Below are 20,980 nucleotides of genomic sequence, written 5' to 3'. Positions count from 1 at the left end.
GTCGGATCGCCGCACCGCCGCTCCCACAGTAGGTAGGGGCGCTCGGGAGGATTGTTTCAGCCCAGCATTTCCCGCATCCGATACCAGAACATGCCCAGGGCCAGCAGTGGCGAGCGCAGGGCGCGTCCGCCGGGGAAGGTCATGTGCGGCACGGCGCTGAACACGTCGAAGCCTTTGCTGTGTCCGGCATGGATCGCTTCGCCCAACAACTTCGCGCACCAGTGGGTCACGTTCAGGCCATGGCCGGAGTAGCCCTGGGCATAGAACACGTTCGGGTGCTGGCTCAGGCGTCCGACCTGCGGGAAGCGGTTGGCCGAGATGCCGATCATGCCGCCCCACTGATAGTCGATGCGCGTTTTGGCCAGTTGCGGGAACACCTTGAGCATCTGCGGGCGCATGTAGGCAGCGATGTCCGCCGGGTCGCGCCCGGAGTAATGACAGGCACCGCCGAACAACAGACGCCGGTCAGCCGAGAGCCGGTAGTAATCCAGGCCGACTTTCTGGTCGCACAGCGCGACGTTGTGCGGGATCAGTTGCCTGGCGGCGTCTTCCGACAAGGGTTCGGTGGCGATGATGTAGCTGCCCGCCGGGAGCACCTTGCCGCCGAGCTTCGGTTCCAGCTCTTCCAGGTGGGCATTGCAAGCGAGCACCAGCGTAGCCGCACGCACGGTGCCACCGGCACAGCGCACCTGCACCGTGCTGCCGTGGATCAACTCCAGCACCGGGCTTTGCTCGAAGATCTGCACGCCGAGGGACTCGGCGACTTGCGCTTCGCCCAGTGCCAGGTTCAACGGGTGCAGGTGGCCCGAGCCCATGTCGACCAGGCCGCCCGCGTAAACGCCGGAGTCCACCACGTGCTCGCGGATCTGGCCAGGTTCGATCAGGCGCGTTTCATGGGCGTAACCGGACTCGAGCAATTCAGCGTGTTCGGCCTTCAGCCCGGCAAAATGCGCCGGGGTGTTGGCCAGTTCACAGAAGCCCCAGCGCAGGTCGCAATCAATCCCGTGTTCGCGGATGCGCTGGGCCACGACTTGCACCGATTCGACCCCGGCCTGTTCCAGGTACTGCACGCCTTCGGTGCCCACATGTTTGGCAAAGCCGCTGACGTCATGGCCGATGCCACGTATCAACTGGCCGCCGTTGCGCCCGCTGGCGCCCCAGCCAATCCGCCGGGCCTCCAGCAGGACCACCGAGAGCCCGCGCTGGGCCAACTCGATGGCGGTGTTGATGCCGGTGAAACCCGCGCCGACCACGCAGACATCGGCCACCAGGTCCGAGGCCAGCGCCGGACGCTGCCTCATGCCCTTGGCGGACGCTGCGTAATAGGAGTGGGTATGTTCCTGGGTGTACTGATTCATTTGTTGGACTTCACTTTGCTCCACGAGCGGGTCATCAGGCGCATGATCGACTGTGGCGGCGTGGTGGAGATGTAGAGTTTGTCGAGGACCTCCTGGGGCGGATACACCTCGGGGTTGTTGACCAGCTCGGGGTCCATGTACTGCTTGGCGGCCGGGTTCGGGTTGGCGTAGCCGACCGACGCGCTGACCTTGGCAATCACTTGCGGGTCCAGCAGGTAGTTGATGAAGGCGTGGGCTTCTTTCGGATTGCTGGCGTCGGCGGGGATGGCCAGCAGGTCGAACCACAGGTTGGCGCCTTCCTTGGGAATGGCGTAGGCGATGTTCACGCCGTTCTTGGCTTCCTTGGCGCGGTTGGCGGCCTGGAACACGTCACCCGAGTAACCGAACGCCACGCAGATGTCACCGTTGGCCAGGTCCGAGACGTATTTGGAGGAGTGGAAGTAGGTGATGTAAGGACGGATCTGCAGCAGCTTGGCTTCGGCCTTCTTGTAGTCCTCAGGGTTTTCGCTGCGCGGGTCCATGCCCATGTAGTTGAGGATTGCCGGGAACACCTCATCCGCCGAGTCCATCATCGACACGCCGCAGGCGCTGAGCTTCTTGATGTTTTCCGGTTCGAACAGCACAGCCCAGGAGTCGATCTTGTCGATGCCCAGCACGGCCTTGACCTTGTCGACGTTGTAGCCGATGCCGTTGGTGCCCCACAGGTAGGGCACCGAGTGGGCGTTGCCCGGATCGTTTTTCTCCAGCAGCGCCAGCAGTTTCGGGTCCAGGTTCTTGAAGTTCGGCAGCTGTTCGCGATCGAGCTTGAGGAACGCGCCGGCCTTTACCTGGCGGGCGAGGAAGTGGTTCGACGGCACGACCACGTCATACCCGGTGCGCCCGGCAAGCAGCTTGCCTTCCAGGGTTTCGTTGGAATCGAAAACGTCGTAGATCACCTTGATCCCGGTCTTGGCCTGGAAGTCGGCGAGGGTGGTTTCGCCGATGTAGTCGGTCCAGTTGTAGACGCTGACCTGGGGTTGAGCCTGGGCAACGGTGCTGAACAGAACCGCCAGTGCGGCCGGGACCACGGATTTCAAAAGACGCATATCGATACCTTCTTGGAATTATTGGATTCTTCGATTTGTTGGCTGCCGTCACTGTAGGAGCTGGCTTGCCAGCGAAGGCGGCATATCAGGTACACCGCGTTGCGCCTTTCGCCAGCAAGCCGGCTCCTACAGGGGCGCGTGAGTTCCGGCCTCAGACGCTCAGCATCAGGAACTCACGCTCCCACGAACTGATCACGCGCTTGAAGTTCTCGTGCTCGGCGCGTTTGACCGCGACGTAGCCCCGCACGAACTTGCTGCCCAGGTAGCGGCTGATGGTGTCGCACTCTTCCATCTGGGTCAGGGCGTCTTCGATGGTGATCGGCAGGCGCAGGTTGCGACGCTCATAGGCGCGACCCTGTACCGCGGCGCTTGGCTCGATGCGCTCGACCATGCCCAGGTAACCGCACAGCAGGCTGGCGGCGATGGCCAGGTACGGGTTGGCGTCGGCGCCCGGCAGACGGTTTTCCACGCGCATGGCGTCCGGGCTGGACGTCGGTACGCGCAGGCCGACGGTGCGGTTTTCTTCGCCCCATTCGACGTTCACCGGTGCCGAGGTGTCCGGCAGGAAACGGCGGAACGAGTTGACGTTCGGCGCGAACATCGGCAGCACTTTCGGGATGTACTTCTGCAAGCCACCGATGTGATGCAGGAACAACTCGCTCATGTTGCCATCGGCATCGGCGAAGATCGGCTGGCCGGTGGCAATGTCCACCACGCTCTGGTGAATGTGCATGGCGCTGCCAGGCTCGTCGCCGACCGGCTTGGCCATGAAGGTTGCCGCCACGTTGTGCTTGAGCGCCGCTTCACGCATGGTGCGCTTGAACACGGTGATCTGGTCGGCCAGGTCCAGTGCGTTGCCATGACGGAAGTTGATTTCCATCTGCGCCGGGCCGTCTTCGTGGATCAGCGTGTCGAGGTCCAGGCCTTGCAGTTCGCACCAGTCGTAGACGTCTTCGAACAGCGGATCGAATTCGTTGGCCGCGTCGATGGAGAACGACTGGCGACCGCTTTCGGCACGGCCCGAACGGCCCATCGGCGCCTTGAGCGGCAAGTCCGGGTCTTCGCAGCGCTGGGTCAGGTAGAACTCCATTTCCGGCGCGACAATCGGCCGCCAGCCTTTGTCGGTGTACAGCTGCAGGACTTTCTTCAGCACGTTGCGCGGCGACAGCTCGATCGGGTTGCCGAACTTGTCGAAGGTGTCGTGGATCACGATGGCGGTCGGCTCGATGGCCCATGGCACCACGTAAACGGCGTCGGCGTCCGGCTTGCAGACCATGTCGATGTCGGCCGGGTCGAGCAGGTCGTAGTAGATGTCGTCGTCGACAAAGTCCCCGGTTACCGTTTGCAGAAGGACACTTTCCGGCAGGCGCATGCCTCGCTCATGCAGGAACTTGTTGGTCGGTGCAATTTTGCCGCGTGCAATGCCGGTCAGGTCGCTGACAACGCACTCGACTTCGGTAATCTTGTGATCTTTCAGCCAAGTGAACAGCTGATCGAAAGGGACATTCATAAAGACCTCGTTATTGGTTTTATTAACGCCAGGAGAGGCCGGTTTCATCCGCCGGACACTTCCCCTGTAGCGCGTTGAGGTCTATCTTGGGCGAGCCTTGCGGTTCCATCTATCCACTTTAAGCAGCACAAAGCGCACCAAAAGAGTGCGTAAGGTCACCCATGACAGGTTCCAATTCCCTCCAGGTCCAAGCCTTCAACACCGCCGATGTCGCCGAGCAAATCCGCGCCACACCGGGTTGGACTCAGCATTACCAGCAGATGTCGCCGGGGCATTTCGCGGGGCTGGTACGCTATCTGGATCTGCAGGGTGTGGAGATTTACGAAGAGTCGATGAACACCCGGGTCGAGCAGAATTTCAGCGCGCCCCAGGGCTCGTTGTCGTTCTGTTTCGATCGCGGCGACAACGCGCTGTACGTGTTGAACGGCGAAAGTCGCAACATCTGGATCACCCCGGAGAACTACCAGGAAATCGCCGTGGTGTTCGGGCCGGAGTTTGTAAAACGCCACAGCCTCGACATCGCCCGGCTCGAAGGGCTGTTCATGGCGCCGCTCAACTCGCAGCAGAACGCGCTGTTCTGCCGCTGGCTCAGCGGGACCCTGACGCGGCTGTCGCAGACCTTCGATCCACCGAGCCGCGAAGCGCTGACCCAGCAATTGCTGGAAGATTGTCTGTTCATTCTCGATAACGCCTGTGTCGGCCTCGACCAGGGCGCATTGCAGCGCCGTGCCGGAGAGCGGGCGATCATGAAGCGGGTAGGGGAATGGGCGGCGGACACCCCGGAAGAACACCTCAACCTGCTGGAACTGTCCCAGGTGGCCGGGGTTTCACTGCGCCAGCTGCAGCATGCGTTCAAGACCTACACCGGCATGGCGCCGACCCAATGGCTGCGCCTGCGCCGGCTCAACAGCGCCCGCCGCGAACTGCTGAGCCGCACACCGACGCAAACCACCGTGGCCGAAGTGGCGATGCACTGGTCGTTCTGGCACCTGGGGCGGTTTTCCAGCAGCTATCGCGCGCTGTTCAAGGAACTGCCGAGCGACACCCTCAAGCGTGCGAGTGTCGCGCAGCCCATCGGGCGCGGCCGGCGTTAAAACGTTGGCGGTGTAATCACCCAGATCACCACTGCGTCCACATCGCCGGGGTTGCCGTAGCGGTGCGGTTCCTGGCTGGAAAAGCTGAAGCTGTCGCCTTCATTGAGCTGGAAATGGCGCTCGCCAACCCACAGTTCGAAGCTGCCGGACAGCAGAAAACCGGCTTCTTCGCCGTCGTGGCTGTAGCTTTGCTGGCTGTAGGTGCCGGGCGGGAAACGCGAGTGGAGCATTTCCAGTTGGCGGTTGGCTTGTGGCGTCAGCAACTGGTCGACGATGCCGTCTTCGTAATGCACGTTCAGACGGCTGTTCTTGCGCACCACGACGCCATCGTCTTCGGGGGCGGTGACCGCTTCACTGGCGAAGAACCACTGGATGGTGACACCGAGGCTGCGGGCAATATTGAACAGCGCCGGAATCGACGGGTAGGCGAGGTTGCGCTCCAGCTGGCTGATGTAGCCGGCCGTGAGTTCGCTCTGTTGCGCCAGTTCCGCCAGGGTCATGCCCCGGCGTTTGCGCAGGCCGCGAATGCGCGTGCCGAGGAAATGCGGTTCGGCGCTGCCGGGTGCGGGCGGGATCTTGCTGTTGTTGCTCATGGAAGGTTCCGAACCGGGATGGGGCGTTACAATCCCCTGTAGGAGCTGGCTTGCCAGCGATGGTCGTCAACGATACCGCGTGCTGACAGGCCGAACGCGGCGTCTTCAAGTCCATCGCTGGCAAGCCAGCTCCTACAAGGGTTTAGGCCAAGCCCCGGAGTATAAACAGCCTTAAAGCTCCCACGCGACTTTCAGCCCTTCATAAATCGCTTCTTCGGCGGTGCGCGGCGCCAGGCAGTCGCCGATGCGGCGAAACTCCACCAGCCCTTGCAGCTCGGCACCCAGCGTATCCACCGGTTGATGACCCTGGCACAGCACCAGCGTATCGATGTTCTCCATCAGCATCGGTTCGCCGCTGGCGGTGTGTTGCAGGTAGACCGTGTTGTCATCGCAGCCATACAACCGCGCGTACGGCGTGATCGGCACGCCCAGTTTATGCAGCTCGCCGGCCAGTTGATCGCGCACGTACAGCGGCAGGTTTTCCCCGCAATGGGTGCCGTTGACCGCCAGTTGCACCTGATGCCCGGCACGAACCAGGCGCTCGGCGATGCCGGGGCCGATCCAGTCGCAGCGCCAGTCGACCACCACCACCGAGCGGCCGATCCGTACCTCGTCGCGCAACACCTGCCAGGCATCCACCACCTGCAATTCACCGCCACGCTCGAAGGTTGGCCAGTAGGGTTCGGCACCGGTGGCGACGATCACCATGTCCGGTTTTTCCTGCTCCACCAGCGCCCGGTCGACCCGGGTATTGCGCACCACGCGCACGCCGGCCAGCTGCATTTCCCGCTGCAGGTTGGTGCTGGCGCCGCCAAACTCACCGCGCCGTGGCAGCAACTGCGCGAGCAACACCTGGCCGCCCAGTTGTGAACCGGCTTCGTACAGGGTCACGTCATGTCCGCGCTGGGCGGCGACAGCGGCTGCTTTCATCCCGGCCGGACCGCCGCCGGCGATCATGATGCGTTTGCGATTTGTCGCTTGTCGGCGTTCAGCAAAAATCAGCTCGCGACCGGTTTCCGGGTGCTGGATGCAGGAAATCGGCAAGCCCTTGTGGAAGTGCCCGATGCACGCCTGATTACAGGCAATGCATGCGCGCACGTCTTCGACGCGGCCGGTATCGGTCTTGTTGGGCATCTGCGGATCGCAGATCAACGCCCGGGTCATGCCGCACACGTCGGCCTGGCCGCGAGCCAGAATCAGCTCGGCTTCCTGGGGCTGGTTGATGCGCCCGGTGACGAACAGCGGAATGTTCAAGCCGGCCTTGAACGTCCCGGCTTCCTTGGCCAGGTACGCCGCTTCGATCGCCATGGGCGGCACGATATGCACCGCACCGCCAAGGGAGGCCGAAGTCCCGGCGACGATGTGCACGTAATCGAGCTGCGCTTGCAGTGACTGTACGGCGGCCAGGGACTCGTCTTCGGTCAGGCCTTCGGGGTCGCGTTCGTCGGCAGAGATGCGCAGGCCGATGATGAACTGCTCGTCGGTCGCCGCACGCACGGCAGCGATGACTTCGCGCAGAAAACGCAAGCGCTGTTCCAACTCACCGTTGTAGCCATCGGTACGCCGGTTGACCCGCGGATTGATGAATTGCGCCGGCAGATAACCATGGCTGGCAACCACTTCGACGCCATCGATTCCGGCCTGATGCAGGCGGCGGGCGGCAGCGGCATAACCGGCGACGATCTCGTCGATCATGGCCTGATCGAGGGCGCGGGGCATCACCCGGAAACGTTCGTTGGGCACTGAGGAGGCTGAATAGGCCACCGCCAGCAGGCCATCGCTGGACTCCATGATCTCCCGCCCCGGATGGAACACCTGGGACAACACCAGGGTGCCGTGGGCGTGGCAGGTTTGCGCCAGTTTGCGATAGCCCTCGATGCACGCATCGTCGGTGGCCATCAGCACATGGGAGGTGTAGCGCGCACTGTCGTGCACACCGGCCACTTGCAGCACGATGAGCCCGGCACCGCCTTTGGCACGTGCCCGGTGGTAGGCGATCAATTGCTCGTTGACCAGGTTGTCGGTGGGCATCGAGGTGTCGTGACCGCTGGACATGATGCGGTTTTTCAGGCGCTTGCCACGGATTTCCAGGGGTTCGAACAGGTGCGCGAAGGCAGGTGTCGAGGTCGGCATGGTGCGGGTACTCCAGGCAGGCTGACCTTTGTAGGAGCGAGCCTGCTCGCGATGGACGTTAACGATAACGCTGGGTACCTGACACCCAGCGGCGTTCTCAGGTCCATCGCGAGCAGGCTCGCTCCTACAGAGGCATCAGGTTTTCGGTTGTTATTATTGCGCTATAAAAATTTACCTTCAGTAAAAAATCAACTTGTTTTTTTACTGTGGCGTGGAGTAATTTCATTTCGAGCCCGCTCCCGGGCCGTACCTCACAACAATAAAAAGGGCTGCGCCGGCCTCTGTCCGGGCGGCACCTGCAAGAGGAACCCTTGATGAAATCGCACACGCTCAAGCACGGTTTTTATCCCTTGGTGTTGTCCGTGGCCATGGGCCTGGGCAGCGCTCAGGCAGCATCGGACATGGTGGTGGTCGGATACGGCGGAGCCGGACAAAAAGCCCAGGACGTGGCGTTCTTTCAACCCTTCGCCGCCGTGGATCAAAGCAAGGTGATCCAGAGCGAATACAACGGCGAGATGGCGAAAATCAAAGTGATGGTCGACACCGGCAACGTCGACTGGGACGTGGTGCAGATCGAAGGCCCGGACCTGATGCGCGGCTGCGAGGAAGGCATGTACGAGCGGCTGGACTGGACCCGCCTGGGCCACGCCGACCAGTTGATCCCCGACGCGGCACAGGAATGCGGTTCCGCCGCACTGGTGTGGAGCGTGGCGATTGCCTACGACACCGACAAACTGGCCCAGGCCCCGACCTCCTGGGCGGACTTCTGGGACGTGAAGAAAACCCCCGGCAAGCGCGGGCTGCGCAAACGTGCGGTGTACAACCTGGAATTCGCCTTGCTCGCGGATGGGGTGAAAACCGAAGACGTCTACACAGTACTCGGCACCCCGCAAGGCGTGGACCGGGCATTCGCCAAGCTCACTGAACTCAAGCCGTACATCCAGTGGTGGGAGGCGGGCGCGCAACCGCCGCAATGGCTGACCGCCGGCGACGTGGTGATGACCTCGACCTACAGCGGACGCATCGCCGACGCCGCGCAGAAAGGCAGTCACCTCGGCCTGGTCTGGCCCGGCAGCCTGTACGGCATGGACTACTGGGCGATCATCAAAGGCTCCAGACACGTGGACCAGGCCAAGCGCTTCATCGCCTTCGCCAATCAGCCGGACGCTCAGGTCAACTACGTGCAGCAGATTCCTTACGGCCCGACCAACATCCAGGCCGCCGCACGGCTGGACGACAAGCTGGCGCAATGGGTGCCCACCGCACCGCAGAACCTCAAGGGCGCGCTGTCGATGAACGTCGGCTTCTGGGTCGATCACGGCGAAGAGCTGGAAGAGCGCTTCAACGCCTGGGCCAGTAAATAACCTGGCGCGGACTTTGTAGGAGCTGGCTTGCCAGCGATGACGATCTCATGGTCCGCGCAAGTCTCAAAGCCGCCTTCGCTGGCAAGCCAGCTCCTACAGAAAAGCGTTAGTGGGCGGCTGTACACTAGCGCCCAGCCGATCACCTTGGAGAACCACGACAATGAACAACATCGCCAGCCACCTGGCCCCTGAACGCAGCGCCACCGAGCAGCGTCTGCGTGAGGAACTGGCGGCTTGCTACCGCCTGATTGCGCACTTTCGCATGACCGATTTGATCTTCACCCACATCTCGGTGCGCATTCCGGGGCCGGAGCATCACTTTCTGATCAACCCCTACGGGCTGATGTTCGACGAAATCACCGCGTCCAACCTGGTGAAGATCGACCTCGATGGCCACGCCGTAGAGCCATCGCCGTACCCGGTCAACCCGGCCGGTTTCGTGATCCACAGCGCCATCCATGGTGCCCGTGAAGATGCGCAATGCGTGCTGCACACCCACACCAAATCCGGGTGCGCGGTGGCGGCGTTGAAGTGCGGGTTGTTGCCGGTCAATCAGATTTCCATGGAGTTCTATGGCCGCGTCGCTTATCACGATTACGAAGGCGTAGCGCTGGACCTGAGCGAGCAACAACGGCTGGTGGCGGACCTGGGCGACAAGTCGGTCCTGATGCTGCGCAACCACGGCTTGCTGACGGTCGGCGAGACGGTGAGCCAGGCGTTCCTGCGCATGTACTACCTGGAAAAAGCCTGTGAAATCCAGTTGGCCGCGCAAGCTGCCGGTGAAATTGTTCTGCCGTCGCACGAGGTCTGCGCGCACACCGAGCGGCAGTTCAATGATCCGGGGCGGCCGTTGGATGAGGGCGAGTTGAACGATCCGGATGCCATGCACCTGGCCTGGGCGGCGTTGTTGCGGATGCTGGATCGGGTGGCTCCGGAGTATCGGGGCTGATCTGAATTTTCGGTTGATTGTGCGGGCCTCATCGCTGGCAAGCCAGCTCCCACAGTGTCCGGGTCGTACACAAAACATGTGAACACCCTTGAACCTGTAGGAGCTGGCTTGCCAGCGATGGCGGCACCGCGGTCCATCTTGCTTGCTCTTGACTGGAGACATGCCCCACTCTTGCTGTACAGTCGTTCAGCCCGCCGCCAACCCGCGCAGGTCCAAACGATTGAACCAAGGAGCGTGTCGCCCATGAACCAGGAAGCTCGTTTTTCCCGCATGGAACCGGAGCTGCGCAAAGCCAACCTGATCGAGGCGACGCTGGTGTGCCTCAAGCGTCACGGCTTCCAGGGCGCGTCGATCCGCAAGATTTCCGCCGAGGCCGGGGTCTCGGTGGGGCTGATCAGCCATCACTATTCCGGCAAGGATGAACTGGTGGCCGAGGCCTACATGGCAATCACCGGGCGGGTCATGACCCTGCTGCGCGACGCCATGGAACAGGCCGCACCGAATGCCCGGGAGCGGTTGTCGGCGTTTTTCCGCGGTTCGTTTTCCGCCGAACTGCTCGATCCGCAACTGATCGATGCCTGGCTCGCGTTCTGGGGCGCGGTGAAAACCGCCGAGGCCATCAACAAGGCCCACGATCATTCCTATGGCGAGTATCGCGCCATCCTGCGCAAGGTGCTGGCGGAACTGGCCCAGGAGGAGGGCTGGGAAAACTTCGACGCCGACCTCGCCGCCATCAGCCTCAGCGCCTTGCTCGACGGCCTGTGGCTGGAGTCCGGGCTGAACCCCGGGACCTTTACCCCGGAGCAAGGCATCCAGATTTGCGAGGCCTGGGTCGATGGTTTGCAGGCTGGTGGACGCCAGCGCTTTTGCGTGCAGACGAGCGACTGTTGATCAGTTGTTCAACACTGGATACTCTCTGGCGCCGATGCGGGAAAACACTCTAATAAGAAACTGGCCTTCGGGCCTGAGCCGGACACCAAGCGATGACTCCTCGGGTACTGATCGTCGATGACGATCCGCTGATTCGCGATCTGCTGCACGCCTACCTGTCCCAGGAAGGCTACGACGTCCATTGCGCCGCCACGGCGGAACTGGCGGAAACCTTCCTGGCCAGCCAGACCGTCGACCTGGTGATGCTCGACATCCGCCTGCCGGGCAAGGACGGCCTGACCCTGACCCGCGAGCTGCGGGTGCGTTCGGAGGTCGGGATCATCCTGATCACCGGGCGCAACGACGAAATCGACCGCATCGTCGGCCTCGAATGCGGCGCCGATGACTATGTGATCAAACCCCTCAATCCGAGGGAACTGGTGTCCCGGGCGAAAAACCTGATTCGCCGGGTACGTCATGCGCAAATACCTCAGCCGGCCGTTGCGCTGGCCAAACCGGTCAAGCAGTTCGCCGATTGGGCGCTGGACACCGACCGCCGTCGCCTGATCGATCCATCGGGCAACGAAACCCTGCTGACCCACGGCGAATACCAGTTGCTCAGCGTGTTCCTGCGCAACAGCGGCCACACCCTCAGCCGCGATCAATTGATGGACCAGATCCGCAACCGCGAGTGGGTGCCCAACGACCGCTCCATCGACGTGCTGGTCGGGCGCCTGCGTCGCAAGTTGCACGACGACCCGGCCGAACCGCAGTTGATCATCACCATACACGGCGCCGGTTACCTGTTCACCGCCGGCGTGGCGGCCTGAACCGGATGGCGCGATGGCTTTGCCTGCTGGCGCTGCTGGTGGCCGGCCATGCCGTCGCCGCGGACAAGGTTCGCTATTGCGATTACCCGGTGTACCCGCCGATCTCCTGGAGCGATGGCAAGCAGGTGCGTGGCCTGGCGCCGAGCGTGGTGAAAAACCTGTTCGGTCAGTTGGGGTACGAAGTCGAGATGGTCGTGCTGGGCAACTGGAAACGCTGCCTGCTGGACGCCGCCGAAGGCCGGGTCGATGTGGTGCTGGCCTACAGCACCGCGCAACGGGAGCAGAGCATGCTGTTCTCGACGGTGCCGGTATTGCGTGAAGAAGTGGCGCTGTTCATCAACCGTCAACACCCGGTGAAATTCGAACAGCTGGACGACCTGGCCCATTACCGTGGCGGCCTGTTGTTCGGTGAGAGCTATGGGGTGGAGTTCGATCGCATGGTCGCGCGCAGCAACAACATCGAATGGGTGTCCGACAGCCACCAGAACTTCGGCAAGCTGATTCGCGGGCGCATCGACTTCATCACCCAGGAGCGACGCACCGGCCAGTTGTACGTGGAGAACCTGCCCGGCGGCCAGGACATCGTCGCCTTGCCCAGGGCCTTGAGCGTGGACTATCTGCGGGTTGCCGTGTCGCGGCGCTCGCCCCTGGCCAATCGAATGCCCGAGATCAACGCGCAATTGCAGCGCATGGTCGATGCCGGCGATATCGAGCGCTGGCTCAATGAAAGCGAAGTGATCTACCGCGACATGATCAACCTGCCGGCGGATGCGCAATGATTCGCGCGCGTCCCGGTGGACTGTTGCGGCGCCTGTTGCTGTTCATTCTGTTGTTCAGCCTGTGCTTTACCGTGCTGGCCAGCAGCGTGCAACTGTACATCGAGTATCGACGGGAAATGCGCGACATCGATTCGCGCATGGAACTGATCCGCGCCGGTTACCTGGCCAGCCTGGAGCGCAGCCTCTGGGACTTGAACCAGGAGCAGCTGAACGTGCAGTTGCGCGGGCTGGTGGACTTCTCCGACGTTGCGCGGGTGCACTTGACCAGCGCCGATTTCGACCTGATACAGGGCAATCCCGAGCCGGTCGGGCCGCTGCGTATCGAGCGCTTTGCCTTGGACTATCAGCCGCCGTCCGGCCCGTTGCGCCACCTGGGTGAACTGGAGGTCAGCACCGATCTGGGCGCGGTGTACCAGCGTCTCTACGCCACCGGTTTGACCAGCCTGTTGTGGATGGCGGTGTTTCTCTGCGGTCTGGCCGTGGCGTTGTCGGGCTTGTTTTATCGACTGGTGACTCGACACCTGAAAGTCATGGCCGAGTTCGCCCGGCGCATCGCTGCTGGTGAATGGCAGGAACCCCTGCAACTGGACAAGCGCCGCGGCAGCGACGAAATCGATACCGTGGCCCATGCCCTGGACGACATGCGCCGGGCGATCCTGCGCGACATCGAGCGCCGGGAAAGTGATCGCCTGGCCTTGCAGGACAATCGCGACGAGCTGCTGAAAATGGTCGAGCGCCGTACCGCCAGCCTGATGCGCGCCAAGGATGAAGCGGAAGCGGCCAACCTTGCCAAGTCGCGGTTCCTGGCGACCATGAGCCATGAACTGCGCACGCCCCTCAACGGCATCCTCGGCATGGCCGAACTGTTGCGCGGTGCGCGCCTGGATGCCCGGGACGGCAAACGCCTGGATGCCTTGCACAAGGCCGGCGAAGGCTTGCTGACGATCCTCAACGAAGTACTGTATTTCGCCAGGCTGGAGGAGGGCGTCAGTCATCCCGAGCCGGTGGATTTCTCGCTGCGCCAGTTGCTCGACGAGGTGCTGACACTGCTCGAACCGCGAGCGTTGACCAACGACACGATCCTCAGTTGCCGGGTCGATCAGCGGATTGCCGAACATCACCACGGCGCCGAGCAGTTCCTGCGCCAGGTGCTGAGCAATCTGTTGGCCAACGCGATCAAGTTTACCGAAGGCGGCGAAGTCAGTGTCCAGGTGGCGCTTCTCAGCGACACCGGCGAACAGACCGGGCAGCGACTGCGGGTCAGTGTCACTGACGACGGCATCGGCATAGCCCCGGCGATGCAGGCGAAGATTTTCGAGCGTTTCACCCAGGCCAGCGAAGAAGTCGCACAACGATTTGGTGGCACCGGGTTGGGGTTGGCGATCTGCAAACACCTGGTGGAACAGATGGGCGGCTGCATCGGCGTGGACAGCGAAGAAGGGCGCGGCAGTTGTTTCTGGTTCGAGCTGTCCTTGCAGCCGGCCAGCGGTGTGGCTGAGGCTCCGCCGGTTCGGGCGGCGGGGCCGGCACTGGATATCCTGGTGGTCGAAGACGTGGCGCTCAACCGCGAAGTGGCCGAGGGTTTGCTGCAGCGCGACGGCCACCGGGTGTGGCTGGCCGAAGAGGCGGAGCAGGCGCTGCAACACTGCGCGACGCAGGTTTTCGATTTGCTGTTGCTGGACGTGCATCTGCCGGGCATCAGCGGTGTCGAGTTATGCCGGCAGATCCGCCACAGCGACGGGCCGAACCGCCATACCCGCATTTTCGCCCTGACCGCCAGCGTGCAACCGGCACTGGTGCGCGGTTATCTGGAGGCCGGCATGGACGGCGTCCTGGCCAAGCCCTTGAAGCTGGAAAACCTGCGCCAGGTGCTGGAAGGGCGTACTCACAGCGCCGGGGCGCTGACGAGTGATGAAGCGATGGACTGGCCGCTGTTGCAGACCCATCGCACCTTGCTCGGTGAGCAAAAGGTCCAGGGCCTGCTGGCGGTGCTGCGTGACTCGATCCTTCAACACCGCGATGCGCTGCATGAAGCCATGGCCGCCGATGACTGCACAGAAGTCGCGCAACTGGCGCACCGTCTGGCTGGCAGTTGTGATTCCCTGGGTTTTCGGGCCTTGGCCAGCACCTTGAGGACGCTGGAAACTCTGGCGTTGGCTAACGAAGAATCGGACATCCAGCGCATGAGCACCGCGCTGGATGAGCAATTGCAGCACTCGCTCGATACCCTCAAAGGCTTGTTGCAGAGCTGACGTACAAATTTGTTACGACTTTGTACAACTTCGATCTTTACGGTCAACGCGAACTTACATGGCTTTCCAATAATCGACGCAACCGCCGCAGCGCGGTCTTCGAAGCTTATTGGAGATAATAATAATGAATTGCCGTAAAGCTGATCCCTCCCTGCGCCGTGACGTCCTGTCATGCGCTGCGCTCCTCACTGACTGCTGAGGTGCCGACATGAACGAAAACACTGATCGCAGCACCCATCAAAAAGGCATCCAGCTGACCCGTGCCCTCAAGAGCCGGCACATCTTCATGCTGTCCCTGGGCGGCGTCATCGGCACCGGTCTGTTCATGGGTTCCGGCGTGACCATCAACCAGGGCGGCCCGGTGGGGGCGATCCTGGCTTACCTGGTCGCGGGTTTCCTGATGTACCTGGTGATGGTCTGCCTGGGCGAACTGTCGGTGCAGATGCCGGTGTCCGGTTCGTTCCAGACCCACGCCACCAAATACATCGGCCCGGCCACCGGGTTCATGATCGGCTGGGTGTACTGGATGAGTTGGGCCACCACCGTCGGCCTGGAATTCACCGCCGCCGGCATGTTGATGACCCGCTGGTTCCCGGCGGTGCCGATCTGGTACTGGTCGGCGCTGTTCGTGGTGGTGCTGTTCGGCATCAACGCCATGGCCACCCGCGCTTTCGGTGAAGCGGAATACTGGTTCTCGGGGATCAAGGTCGCGGCCATTCTCGGTTTCATCGTGGTGGGCGTGCTGGTGATCTTCGGCGTGATGCCCCTGAGCAGCGGCGCACCGGCACCGATGGCGACCAACCTGATCGGCGATTCGCTATTCCCCAACGGTCTGTCCGCCGTGTTCGCGGTGATGATGACCGTGGTCTACGCGTTCCAGGGTTGCGAGATCATGGGCGTGGCGGCCGGTGAAACCGACCAGCCGGAAAAGAGCATTCCCCGCGCCGTGCGCAACGTGGTGTTCCGCGTGCTGATTTTCTACGTGCTGGCGATTGTCGTGCTGTCGGCCATCGTGCCGTGGCAGCAGGCGGGGCTGATGGAAAGCCCGTTCGTGCAGGTGTTCGACATGGTTGGCATTCCCTACGCCGCCGACCTGATGAACTTCGTGATCCTCACCGCGATCCTGTCGGTGGGCAACTCCGGTCTCTATGCCTCGACGCGCATCCTGTGGGCGATGTCGAAAACCGGCATGGCACCGAAAAGCCTGGCGCCCTTGAGCAAGCGCGGCGTGCCGTTGCGGGCCCTGAGCATCACCCTGTGCTTCGCGCTGGTGTCGCTGATGACCAGCTTCGTCGCCGCCGACACTTTGTTCATGGTGCTGATGGCGGTGAGCGGCATGTCCGGCACCGTGACCTGGATCGTCATCGCCCTGGCGCAGTACAAGTTCCGCAAGGCGTACCTGCGTGACGGCGGCAAACTCAGCGACCTGAAATACCGCGCACCCTGGTTCCCGGTGTTGCCGCTGATGTGCATCACGCTGTGCTGCTCGCTGTTCGTGTTCCTGGCCCTGGATGAAACCCAGCGTCCGTCGCTGTATTGGGGTTTTGGCTTCATTGCGCTGTGCTATGGCGCGTACTTCCTGATTCATCGCAAGCGCCAGGGCGTGCTGGCACCGAGCTTGCCGACCGTTTAACGGCAAGCACCATGCAAAAACGCGACAGGCGACTGTCGCGTTTTTTTATGCCCGCACGACAGACGTGCACCTGTAGGAGCTGGCTTGCCAGCGATAGCGGCCTTGAGTCATGCGTCAACATTGAAAACGCCTTCGCCGGCAAGCCGGCTCCTACAGGTTGGGTGTTGCCGTTTGTTCGAAGTTGTAACACTCATGCCAGCACCCCATCGGGCTAATGAGAAAAATCCATTAAAAACAATTGGATAGATATTTTTTAAAACTGTTACACCAAGATTCTTTACCGATTGCCGCCTTACTGAACACTCGTTTAGTATGGCCTCAAGTCGCATCACCTCAGACCAATCACAATAATTCGAGGATTCCCATGACCACTCAATCGTCGCTGCTCAGCCAGGTCGAAGCAGGCGTTGCCTGGATCACCCTCAATCGCGCTGCCCAGCGCAATGCGCTGGATGTTCCGACGCTGAAAAACCTGCACGCCTTGCTCGACGGTTTCAACGCCGATCCAGCAGTGCGCGTGGTGGTATTGACGGGCAGTGGCCGCAGCTTCTGCGCGGGTGCCGACCTCGATGAGTGGGCGGATGCCGAAGCCCGGGGCGCACTGGAGACCTACGGCTGGACCGAGACCGCCCACGCCTTGATGACTCGCCTGCACAGCCTGGAAAAACCCACCATCGCCGCCATCAACGGCACCGCCGTCGGCGCCGGGATGGACCTGACCCTGTGCTGCGACCTGCGCATCGCCGGCCAGTCGGCACGCTTCAAGGCCGGCTACACCAGCATGGCGTACTCGCCGGATGCCGGCGCCAGTTGGCACCTGCCGCGCCTGATCGGCAGCGAACAGGCCAAGCGCTTGTTGTTCCTCGATGAACTGTGGGGTGCTGACCGTGCCCTCGACGCCGGCCTGGTCGGCGATGTCTGTGCCGACGATCAACTGCTGACGGTCACCCGCGAACTGGCCGCACGCCTGGCCGCCGGGCCGACGTTCGCCTTTGCCCAGACCAAAAAACTCATGCGCGAAGGCGCCGACCGCAGCCTGGCGGAACAACTGCAAGCCGAACTCGCCGCGGGTCTGCTCTGCGGGCGTAGCGAAGACGGCAACGAAGCCCTGCGCGCCGCCATGGAAAAACGTCCGGCGAACTTTGTCGGCCGCTAATCGCAGTCGACCTGTAGGAGCTGGCTTGCCAGCGATTGACTTCTGCATCGCACCCCAAAAATTGCAATCGAACAACAGGTAGCAGCATGAATTTCCAACTGACCCAAGAACAAGAAATGTTGGTGGACTCGGTACGCAGCTTCGTCGAGAAGGAACTGCTGCCCTATGAAGAGCAGGTCGACCGCGCCGACGAGGTGTCCCCGGAGCTGGCGGCGCAGATTCGCGGCAAGGCGATCGCCGCCGGGTTCTACGCCTTCAACATGCCCGAAGAAGTGGGCGGTGGTGGCCTGGACTACCTGTCCCAGGCGCTGATCGAGCGTGAACTGTCCAAGGTGTCCTGGGCGCTGCACGTATTCGTCGCACGGCCGTCGAAAATCCTCATGGCCTGCACTGGCGAGCAGATCAATGACTACCTGTTGCCGTGCATCCAGGGCGAGAAAATCGACTGCTTCGCCCTGACCGAGCCGGGTGCCGGTTCCGATGCCAATGCGATCAAGACCCGCGCCGTGCGTGAAGGCGACGACTTCATTCTCAATGGCAGCAAGCATTTCATCAGTCACGCCGGGCATGCCGACTTCGCCATCGTCTTCGCCGTGACCGACACCTACGAACACAACGGCAAAAAGCGTAACGCCGTGACCTCGTTCCTGGTCGACCGCAACACCCCAGGCATGACCATTCGCCGTGGACCCAAGTGCGTGAGCAACCGGGGTTACCACACCTTCGAAATGTTCTTCGACGACTGCCGCGTACCGGCCAGCAAAGTGCTGGGCGAAGTCGGCAAGGGTTGGGACGTGGCCAACGCCTGGCTGACCGCCGGGCGCGTGATGGTCGCGGCCAACTGTGTCGGTCAGGCCCAGCGTGCACTCGACGTGTCGCTGCAATGGGCGGCGGACCGCAAGCAATTCGGCCAGCCGATCGGCACTTACCAGGGCGTGTCGTTCAAGTTGGCCGACATGGCCACGCAGATCCGCGCCGCCGAACTGCTGACCCTGCACACCGCGTGGAAAATGGACCAGGGCACCATGACCGATGGCGAGGCCGGCATGGCCAAGCTGTTCGCCAGTGAAGTGCTCGGCCGTACCGCCGACGAAGCGGTGCAGATTTTCGGCGGCATGGGCCTGATGGATGAAGGTCCGGTGGAGCGCATCTGGCGCAACGCACGGATCGAGCGGATCTGGGAAGGCACCTCGGAAATCCAGCGCCACATCATTTCCCGCGAGCTGCTGCGGCCGCTGCTGCGCTGACCGGCCCGGAGAATTCCCATGTCCCAAACCATTCGTGACAACCTCAAACGCATGCTCGCGCCGCAACACGTGGCGTTCGTCGGCGGCCGCAGCATGGCGCGCGCCCTCAAGCGCTGTGCCGAGGGTGGCTACCCAGGGCAGATGTGGCTGGTCAATCCGCAGCATGACAGCCTTGAAGGTGTGCCGTGTGTGCGTAGCGTTGCCGAGCTGCCTTGCGGCCCGGACGCGGTATTCATCGCCACCAATCGCGAACTGACCCTGATCTGTGTGGCCGAACTGGCCGCCATCGGTGCGGGCGGCGCGATCTGCTACGCCTCCGGCTTCGCCGAAACCGGCGCCGAAGGCCAGGCTCTGCAACAGCAATTGCTCAAGGCCGCTGGCGACATGGCCTTGCTCGGCCCCAACTGCTACGGCCTGCTCGACTACCTGCACAGCTCCGCGCTGTGGCCGGTGGCCCATGGCGGCAAAGCGGTGGAGAAGGGGGTGGCGGTGCTGACCCAGAGCGGCAATTTCGCCTACAACCTGTCCATGAGCGACCGCTCGTTGCCGGTGGCCTACATGGCGTCGGTGGGCAATCAGGCGCAACTGGGCGTGGCTGAGTTGATGGACGTGTTGCTCGACGAACCTCGGGTCACCGCTATCGGCCTGCACCTCGAAGGCCTGAAGAACGTCCCGGGTTTTGCCCGTGCCGCGCACAAGGCGCTGGAGAAGGGCATTCCGATCATCGCCCTGAAAACTGGCGTGTCGCAGATCGGCGCCGAACTGGCCTTGAGTCACACCAGTTCGCTGTCTGGCTCCGATGCGCTGTACGACGCGTTGTTCGACCGTCTCGGGGTGATCCGCGTCAGCGGCCCGGTGAGTTTTGTCGAAACCCTCAAGGCCGCGGCCTGCGGCAACCTGCCAGCGGGCAACAGCCTGATCGCGCTGGCCTGTTCCGGTGGTGACGCCGGCCTGATTGCCGACTACGCCGAACGCAACGGCCTGGGCCTGCCGAAACTCGATCAAGGGCAGGTCGGCGAACTCGCGCACGTGCTGCCCACCTACGCCAACCTCGTCAACCCGCTGGATTTCACTACGGCGATCTGGGGCGACGGCGAAGCCTTGAACCGCATGCTCGACAGCGCCCTGCGCACCGAGGCCGACGCGGCGATGCTGGTGCTCGACTACCCGTCGGAGTTCACCGGCGAGCGCAAGGAGTGCGACCTGCTGCTGGAGCTGTACTGCGCGGCATTGCAGCGCCACGGCAAGACCGGTTTCGTGACTTCGGCCTTCCCCGAATTGCTGCCGGCCCATGCCCGTGAGCGTCTGCACGCGCAAGGTGTCGCGGCGTTGCAGGGCGTTGAAGACGGGCTGGCCGCGTGGGGCCGCATCGCCGGTTATCAGCGCAATCGCCAGGCCTTGCTGGCGTTGGGCGAATCGGCACTGGTGCCGCTGTGCCCGCACGCGCTGGAAGGCGAGGGGCGCCTGCTCAATGAATGGGATTCCAAACAGGCGTTGAAAGCCTTTGGCCTGCCGACGCCAAACGGCGTATTGAGCACCCCGGAACTGGCCCTGAAGGATGCCGAGTCACTGGGCTATCCGCTGGTCTTGAAAGCCGTCAGCGCACAGCTGCCGCACAAGACCGAGGCCGGCGCCGTGGCGCTGAACCTCAAGGATGGCGCGGGGTTGAGTGCAGCTCTGGAAAAAATGCACTGCAGCATTGCTGCCTACGCCCCGGGCGTAGCCGTCGATCAACTGTTGCTCGAGCCGATGGCCAAGCCGCCACTGGCTGAACTGATCGTCGGCATCAAGCGCGAAAACGATTTCGGCCTCGCGCTGGTGATCGGTGCCGGCGGCATTCTGGTGGAGTTGCTCAAGGACAGTCGCAGCCTGTTGCTGCCGACCACCGACGGCGCAATCCGCAATGCCTTGCTCAGCCTGCGCAGCGCCCCGTTGCTGCAAGGTTTCCGTGGCAGCGAGTCTGCTGACCTCGACGCCCTGGTGACGGCGATCCGCGCCGTGGCCGATTACGCCTGCGAAAACGCCGCGCAACTGCTGGAACTCGATGTGAACCCATTGTTGGTCGGTGCCCAGGGCACGACTGCGGTCGATGCGTTGATTCGCCTCGGCCACGAGTGAGGACATGAA

16 protein-coding genes are annotated in these 20,980 nt (G+C 62.6%); 11 read left to right on the top strand and 5 right to left on the bottom strand.

Features of this window, described 5'->3' with window-relative positions; all coding sequences use genetic code 11:
* Positions 1–56: 56 nt before the first annotated feature.
* The 3 genes from AB7M25_RS16420 to AB7M25_RS16410 form a co-directional block, all read right to left on the bottom strand.
* Positions 57–1,358: an NAD(P)/FAD-dependent oxidoreductase gene (locus AB7M25_RS16420; protein WP_454237642.1), complete on the bottom strand. Its 1,302-nt coding sequence runs from the start codon at positions 1,356–1,358 to the stop codon at positions 57–59.
* Positions 1,355–2,443: a polyamine ABC transporter substrate-binding protein gene (locus AB7M25_RS16415; RefSeq protein ID WP_454237641.1), complete on the bottom strand. Its 1,089-nt coding sequence runs from the start codon at positions 2,441–2,443 to the stop codon at positions 1,355–1,357. Before AB7M25_RS16415 ends, AB7M25_RS16420 begins: the two co-directional genes overlap by 4 nt.
* Positions 2,444–2,594: 151 nt before the next feature.
* Positions 2,595–3,953, bottom strand: coding sequence for a glutamine synthetase family protein (locus tag AB7M25_RS16410; RefSeq protein ID WP_007974329.1), 1,359 nt, complete (start codon positions 3,951–3,953; stop codon positions 2,595–2,597).
* A gap of 161 nt (positions 3,954–4,114) precedes the next feature.
* Here AB7M25_RS16410 and AB7M25_RS16405 point away from each other — a divergent pair, with 161 nt between their 5' ends.
* The gene (locus tag AB7M25_RS16405) at positions 4,115–5,047 is read left to right on the top strand and encodes a helix-turn-helix domain-containing protein (protein WP_429385453.1); all 933 of its coding nucleotides are present in this window, start codon (positions 4,115–4,117) and stop codon (positions 5,045–5,047) included.
* Here AB7M25_RS16405 and AB7M25_RS16400 read toward each other — a convergent pair.
* On the bottom strand, positions 5,044–5,640 hold the full coding sequence (locus tag AB7M25_RS16400) for a cupin domain-containing protein (RefSeq protein WP_429561545.1): 597 nt from the start codon (positions 5,638–5,640) through the stop codon (positions 5,044–5,046). The genes AB7M25_RS16405 and AB7M25_RS16400 overlap by 4 nt on opposite strands.
* A gap of 171 nt (positions 5,641–5,811) precedes the next feature.
* Entirely contained in the window at positions 5,812–7,773 is a 1,962-nt protein-coding gene (locus AB7M25_RS16395; RefSeq protein WP_429561544.1) for an oxidoreductase, read from the bottom strand.
* Positions 7,774–8,087: 314 nt separating this feature from the next.
* Between AB7M25_RS16395 and AB7M25_RS16390 the strand changes: the two genes are divergently transcribed.
* The 10 genes from AB7M25_RS16390 to AB7M25_RS16345 all read left to right on the top strand — a co-directional run bounded on the left by AB7M25_RS16390 (position 8,088) and on the right by AB7M25_RS16345 (position 20,971).
* Complete coding sequence (locus AB7M25_RS16390) at positions 8,088–9,137, top strand: ABC transporter substrate-binding protein (protein ID WP_429390794.1); 1,050 nt, start codon at positions 8,088–8,090, stop codon at positions 9,135–9,137.
* Between the two features lie 160 nt (positions 9,138–9,297).
* Positions 9,298–10,086, top strand: a complete 789-nt coding sequence (locus AB7M25_RS16385; RefSeq protein WP_429518072.1) for a class II aldolase/adducin family protein — start codon at positions 9,298–9,300, stop codon at positions 10,084–10,086.
* 243 nt (positions 10,087–10,329) lie between these two features.
* A complete protein-coding gene (locus tag AB7M25_RS16380; protein ID WP_007974341.1) occupies positions 10,330–10,977 on the top strand; it encodes a TetR family transcriptional regulator C-terminal domain-containing protein in 648 nt (215 codons plus the stop codon).
* Positions 10,978–11,069: 92 nt separating this feature from the next.
* Complete coding sequence (locus tag AB7M25_RS16375) at positions 11,070–11,786, top strand: response regulator (RefSeq protein ID WP_258681012.1); 717 nt, start codon at positions 11,070–11,072, stop codon at positions 11,784–11,786.
* A gap of 5 nt (positions 11,787–11,791) precedes the next feature.
* Positions 11,792–12,565: a substrate-binding periplasmic protein gene (locus AB7M25_RS16370; protein ID WP_429385443.1), complete on the top strand. Its 774-nt coding sequence runs from the start codon at positions 11,792–11,794 to the stop codon at positions 12,563–12,565.
* A complete protein-coding gene (locus AB7M25_RS16365) occupies positions 12,562–14,817 on the top strand; it encodes an ATP-binding protein (RefSeq protein WP_454237640.1) in 2,256 nt (751 codons plus the stop codon). Before AB7M25_RS16370 ends, AB7M25_RS16365 begins: the two co-directional genes overlap by 4 nt.
* A 208-nt stretch (positions 14,818–15,025) precedes the next feature.
* On the top strand, positions 15,026–16,450 hold the full coding sequence (locus AB7M25_RS16360; protein ID WP_454237639.1) for an amino acid permease: 1,425 nt from the start codon (positions 15,026–15,028) through the stop codon (positions 16,448–16,450).
* Positions 16,451–16,814: 364 nt separating this feature from the next.
* Entirely contained in the window at positions 16,815–17,606 is a 792-nt protein-coding gene (locus tag AB7M25_RS16355; RefSeq protein ID WP_429385437.1) for an enoyl-CoA hydratase/isomerase family protein, read from the top strand.
* A gap of 86 nt (positions 17,607–17,692) precedes the next feature.
* Complete coding sequence (locus tag AB7M25_RS16350) at positions 17,693–18,853, top strand: acyl-CoA dehydrogenase family protein (RefSeq protein WP_007974349.1); 1,161 nt, start codon at positions 17,693–17,695, stop codon at positions 18,851–18,853.
* 18 nt (positions 18,854–18,871) lie between these two features.
* Positions 18,872–20,971, top strand: coding sequence for an acetate--CoA ligase family protein (locus tag AB7M25_RS16345; RefSeq protein WP_454237638.1), 2,100 nt, complete (start codon positions 18,872–18,874; stop codon positions 20,969–20,971).
* Positions 20,972–20,980 lie beyond the last annotated feature (9 nt).

The sequence above is a fragment of the Pseudomonas sp. AP3_22 TE3818 genome (genome assembly GCF_053628995.1).
This window is presented reverse-complemented; position numbering and strand designations above follow the sequence as displayed.

Bases quoted from the DNA above. Each gene is read 5' to 3' on its own strand.
- AB7M25_RS16355 (WP_429385437.1), top strand. From the start codon at position 16,815: ATGACCACTCAATCGTCGCTGCTCAGCCAGGTCGAAGCAGGCGTTGCC.
- AB7M25_RS16365 (WP_454237640.1), top strand. From the start codon at position 12,562: ATGATTCGCGCGCGTCCCGGTGGACTGTTGCGGCGCCTGTTGCTGTTC.
- AB7M25_RS16345 (WP_454237638.1), top strand. From the start codon at position 18,872: ATGTCCCAAACCATTCGTGACAACCTCAAACGCATGCTCGCGCCGCAA.
- AB7M25_RS16400 (WP_429561545.1), bottom strand. From the start codon at position 5,640: ATGAGCAACAACAGCAAGATCCCGCCCGCACCCGGCAGCGCCGAACCG.
- AB7M25_RS16420 (WP_454237642.1), bottom strand. From the start codon at position 1,358: ATGAATCAGTACACCCAGGAACATACCCACTCCTATTACGCAGCGTCC.
- AB7M25_RS16395 (WP_429561544.1), bottom strand. From the start codon at position 7,773: ATGCCGACCTCGACACCTGCCTTCGCGCACCTGTTCGAACCCCTGGAA.
- AB7M25_RS16415 (WP_454237641.1), bottom strand. From the start codon at position 2,443: ATGCGTCTTTTGAAATCCGTGGTCCCGGCCGCACTGGCGGTTCTGTTC.
- AB7M25_RS16385 (WP_429518072.1), top strand. From the start codon at position 9,298: ATGAACAACATCGCCAGCCACCTGGCCCCTGAACGCAGCGCCACCGAG.
- AB7M25_RS16360 (WP_454237639.1), top strand. From the start codon at position 15,026: ATGAACGAAAACACTGATCGCAGCACCCATCAAAAAGGCATCCAGCTG.
- AB7M25_RS16405 (WP_429385453.1), top strand. From the start codon at position 4,115: ATGACAGGTTCCAATTCCCTCCAGGTCCAAGCCTTCAACACCGCCGAT.
- AB7M25_RS16370 (WP_429385443.1), top strand. From the start codon at position 11,792: ATGGCGCGATGGCTTTGCCTGCTGGCGCTGCTGGTGGCCGGCCATGCC.
- AB7M25_RS16410 (WP_007974329.1), bottom strand. From the start codon at position 3,953: ATGAATGTCCCTTTCGATCAGCTGTTCACTTGGCTGAAAGATCACAAG.
- AB7M25_RS16380 (WP_007974341.1), top strand. From the start codon at position 10,330: ATGAACCAGGAAGCTCGTTTTTCCCGCATGGAACCGGAGCTGCGCAAA.
- AB7M25_RS16375 (WP_258681012.1), top strand. From the start codon at position 11,070: ATGACTCCTCGGGTACTGATCGTCGATGACGATCCGCTGATTCGCGAT.
- AB7M25_RS16390 (WP_429390794.1), top strand. From the start codon at position 8,088: ATGAAATCGCACACGCTCAAGCACGGTTTTTATCCCTTGGTGTTGTCC.
- AB7M25_RS16350 (WP_007974349.1), top strand. From the start codon at position 17,693: ATGAATTTCCAACTGACCCAAGAACAAGAAATGTTGGTGGACTCGGTA.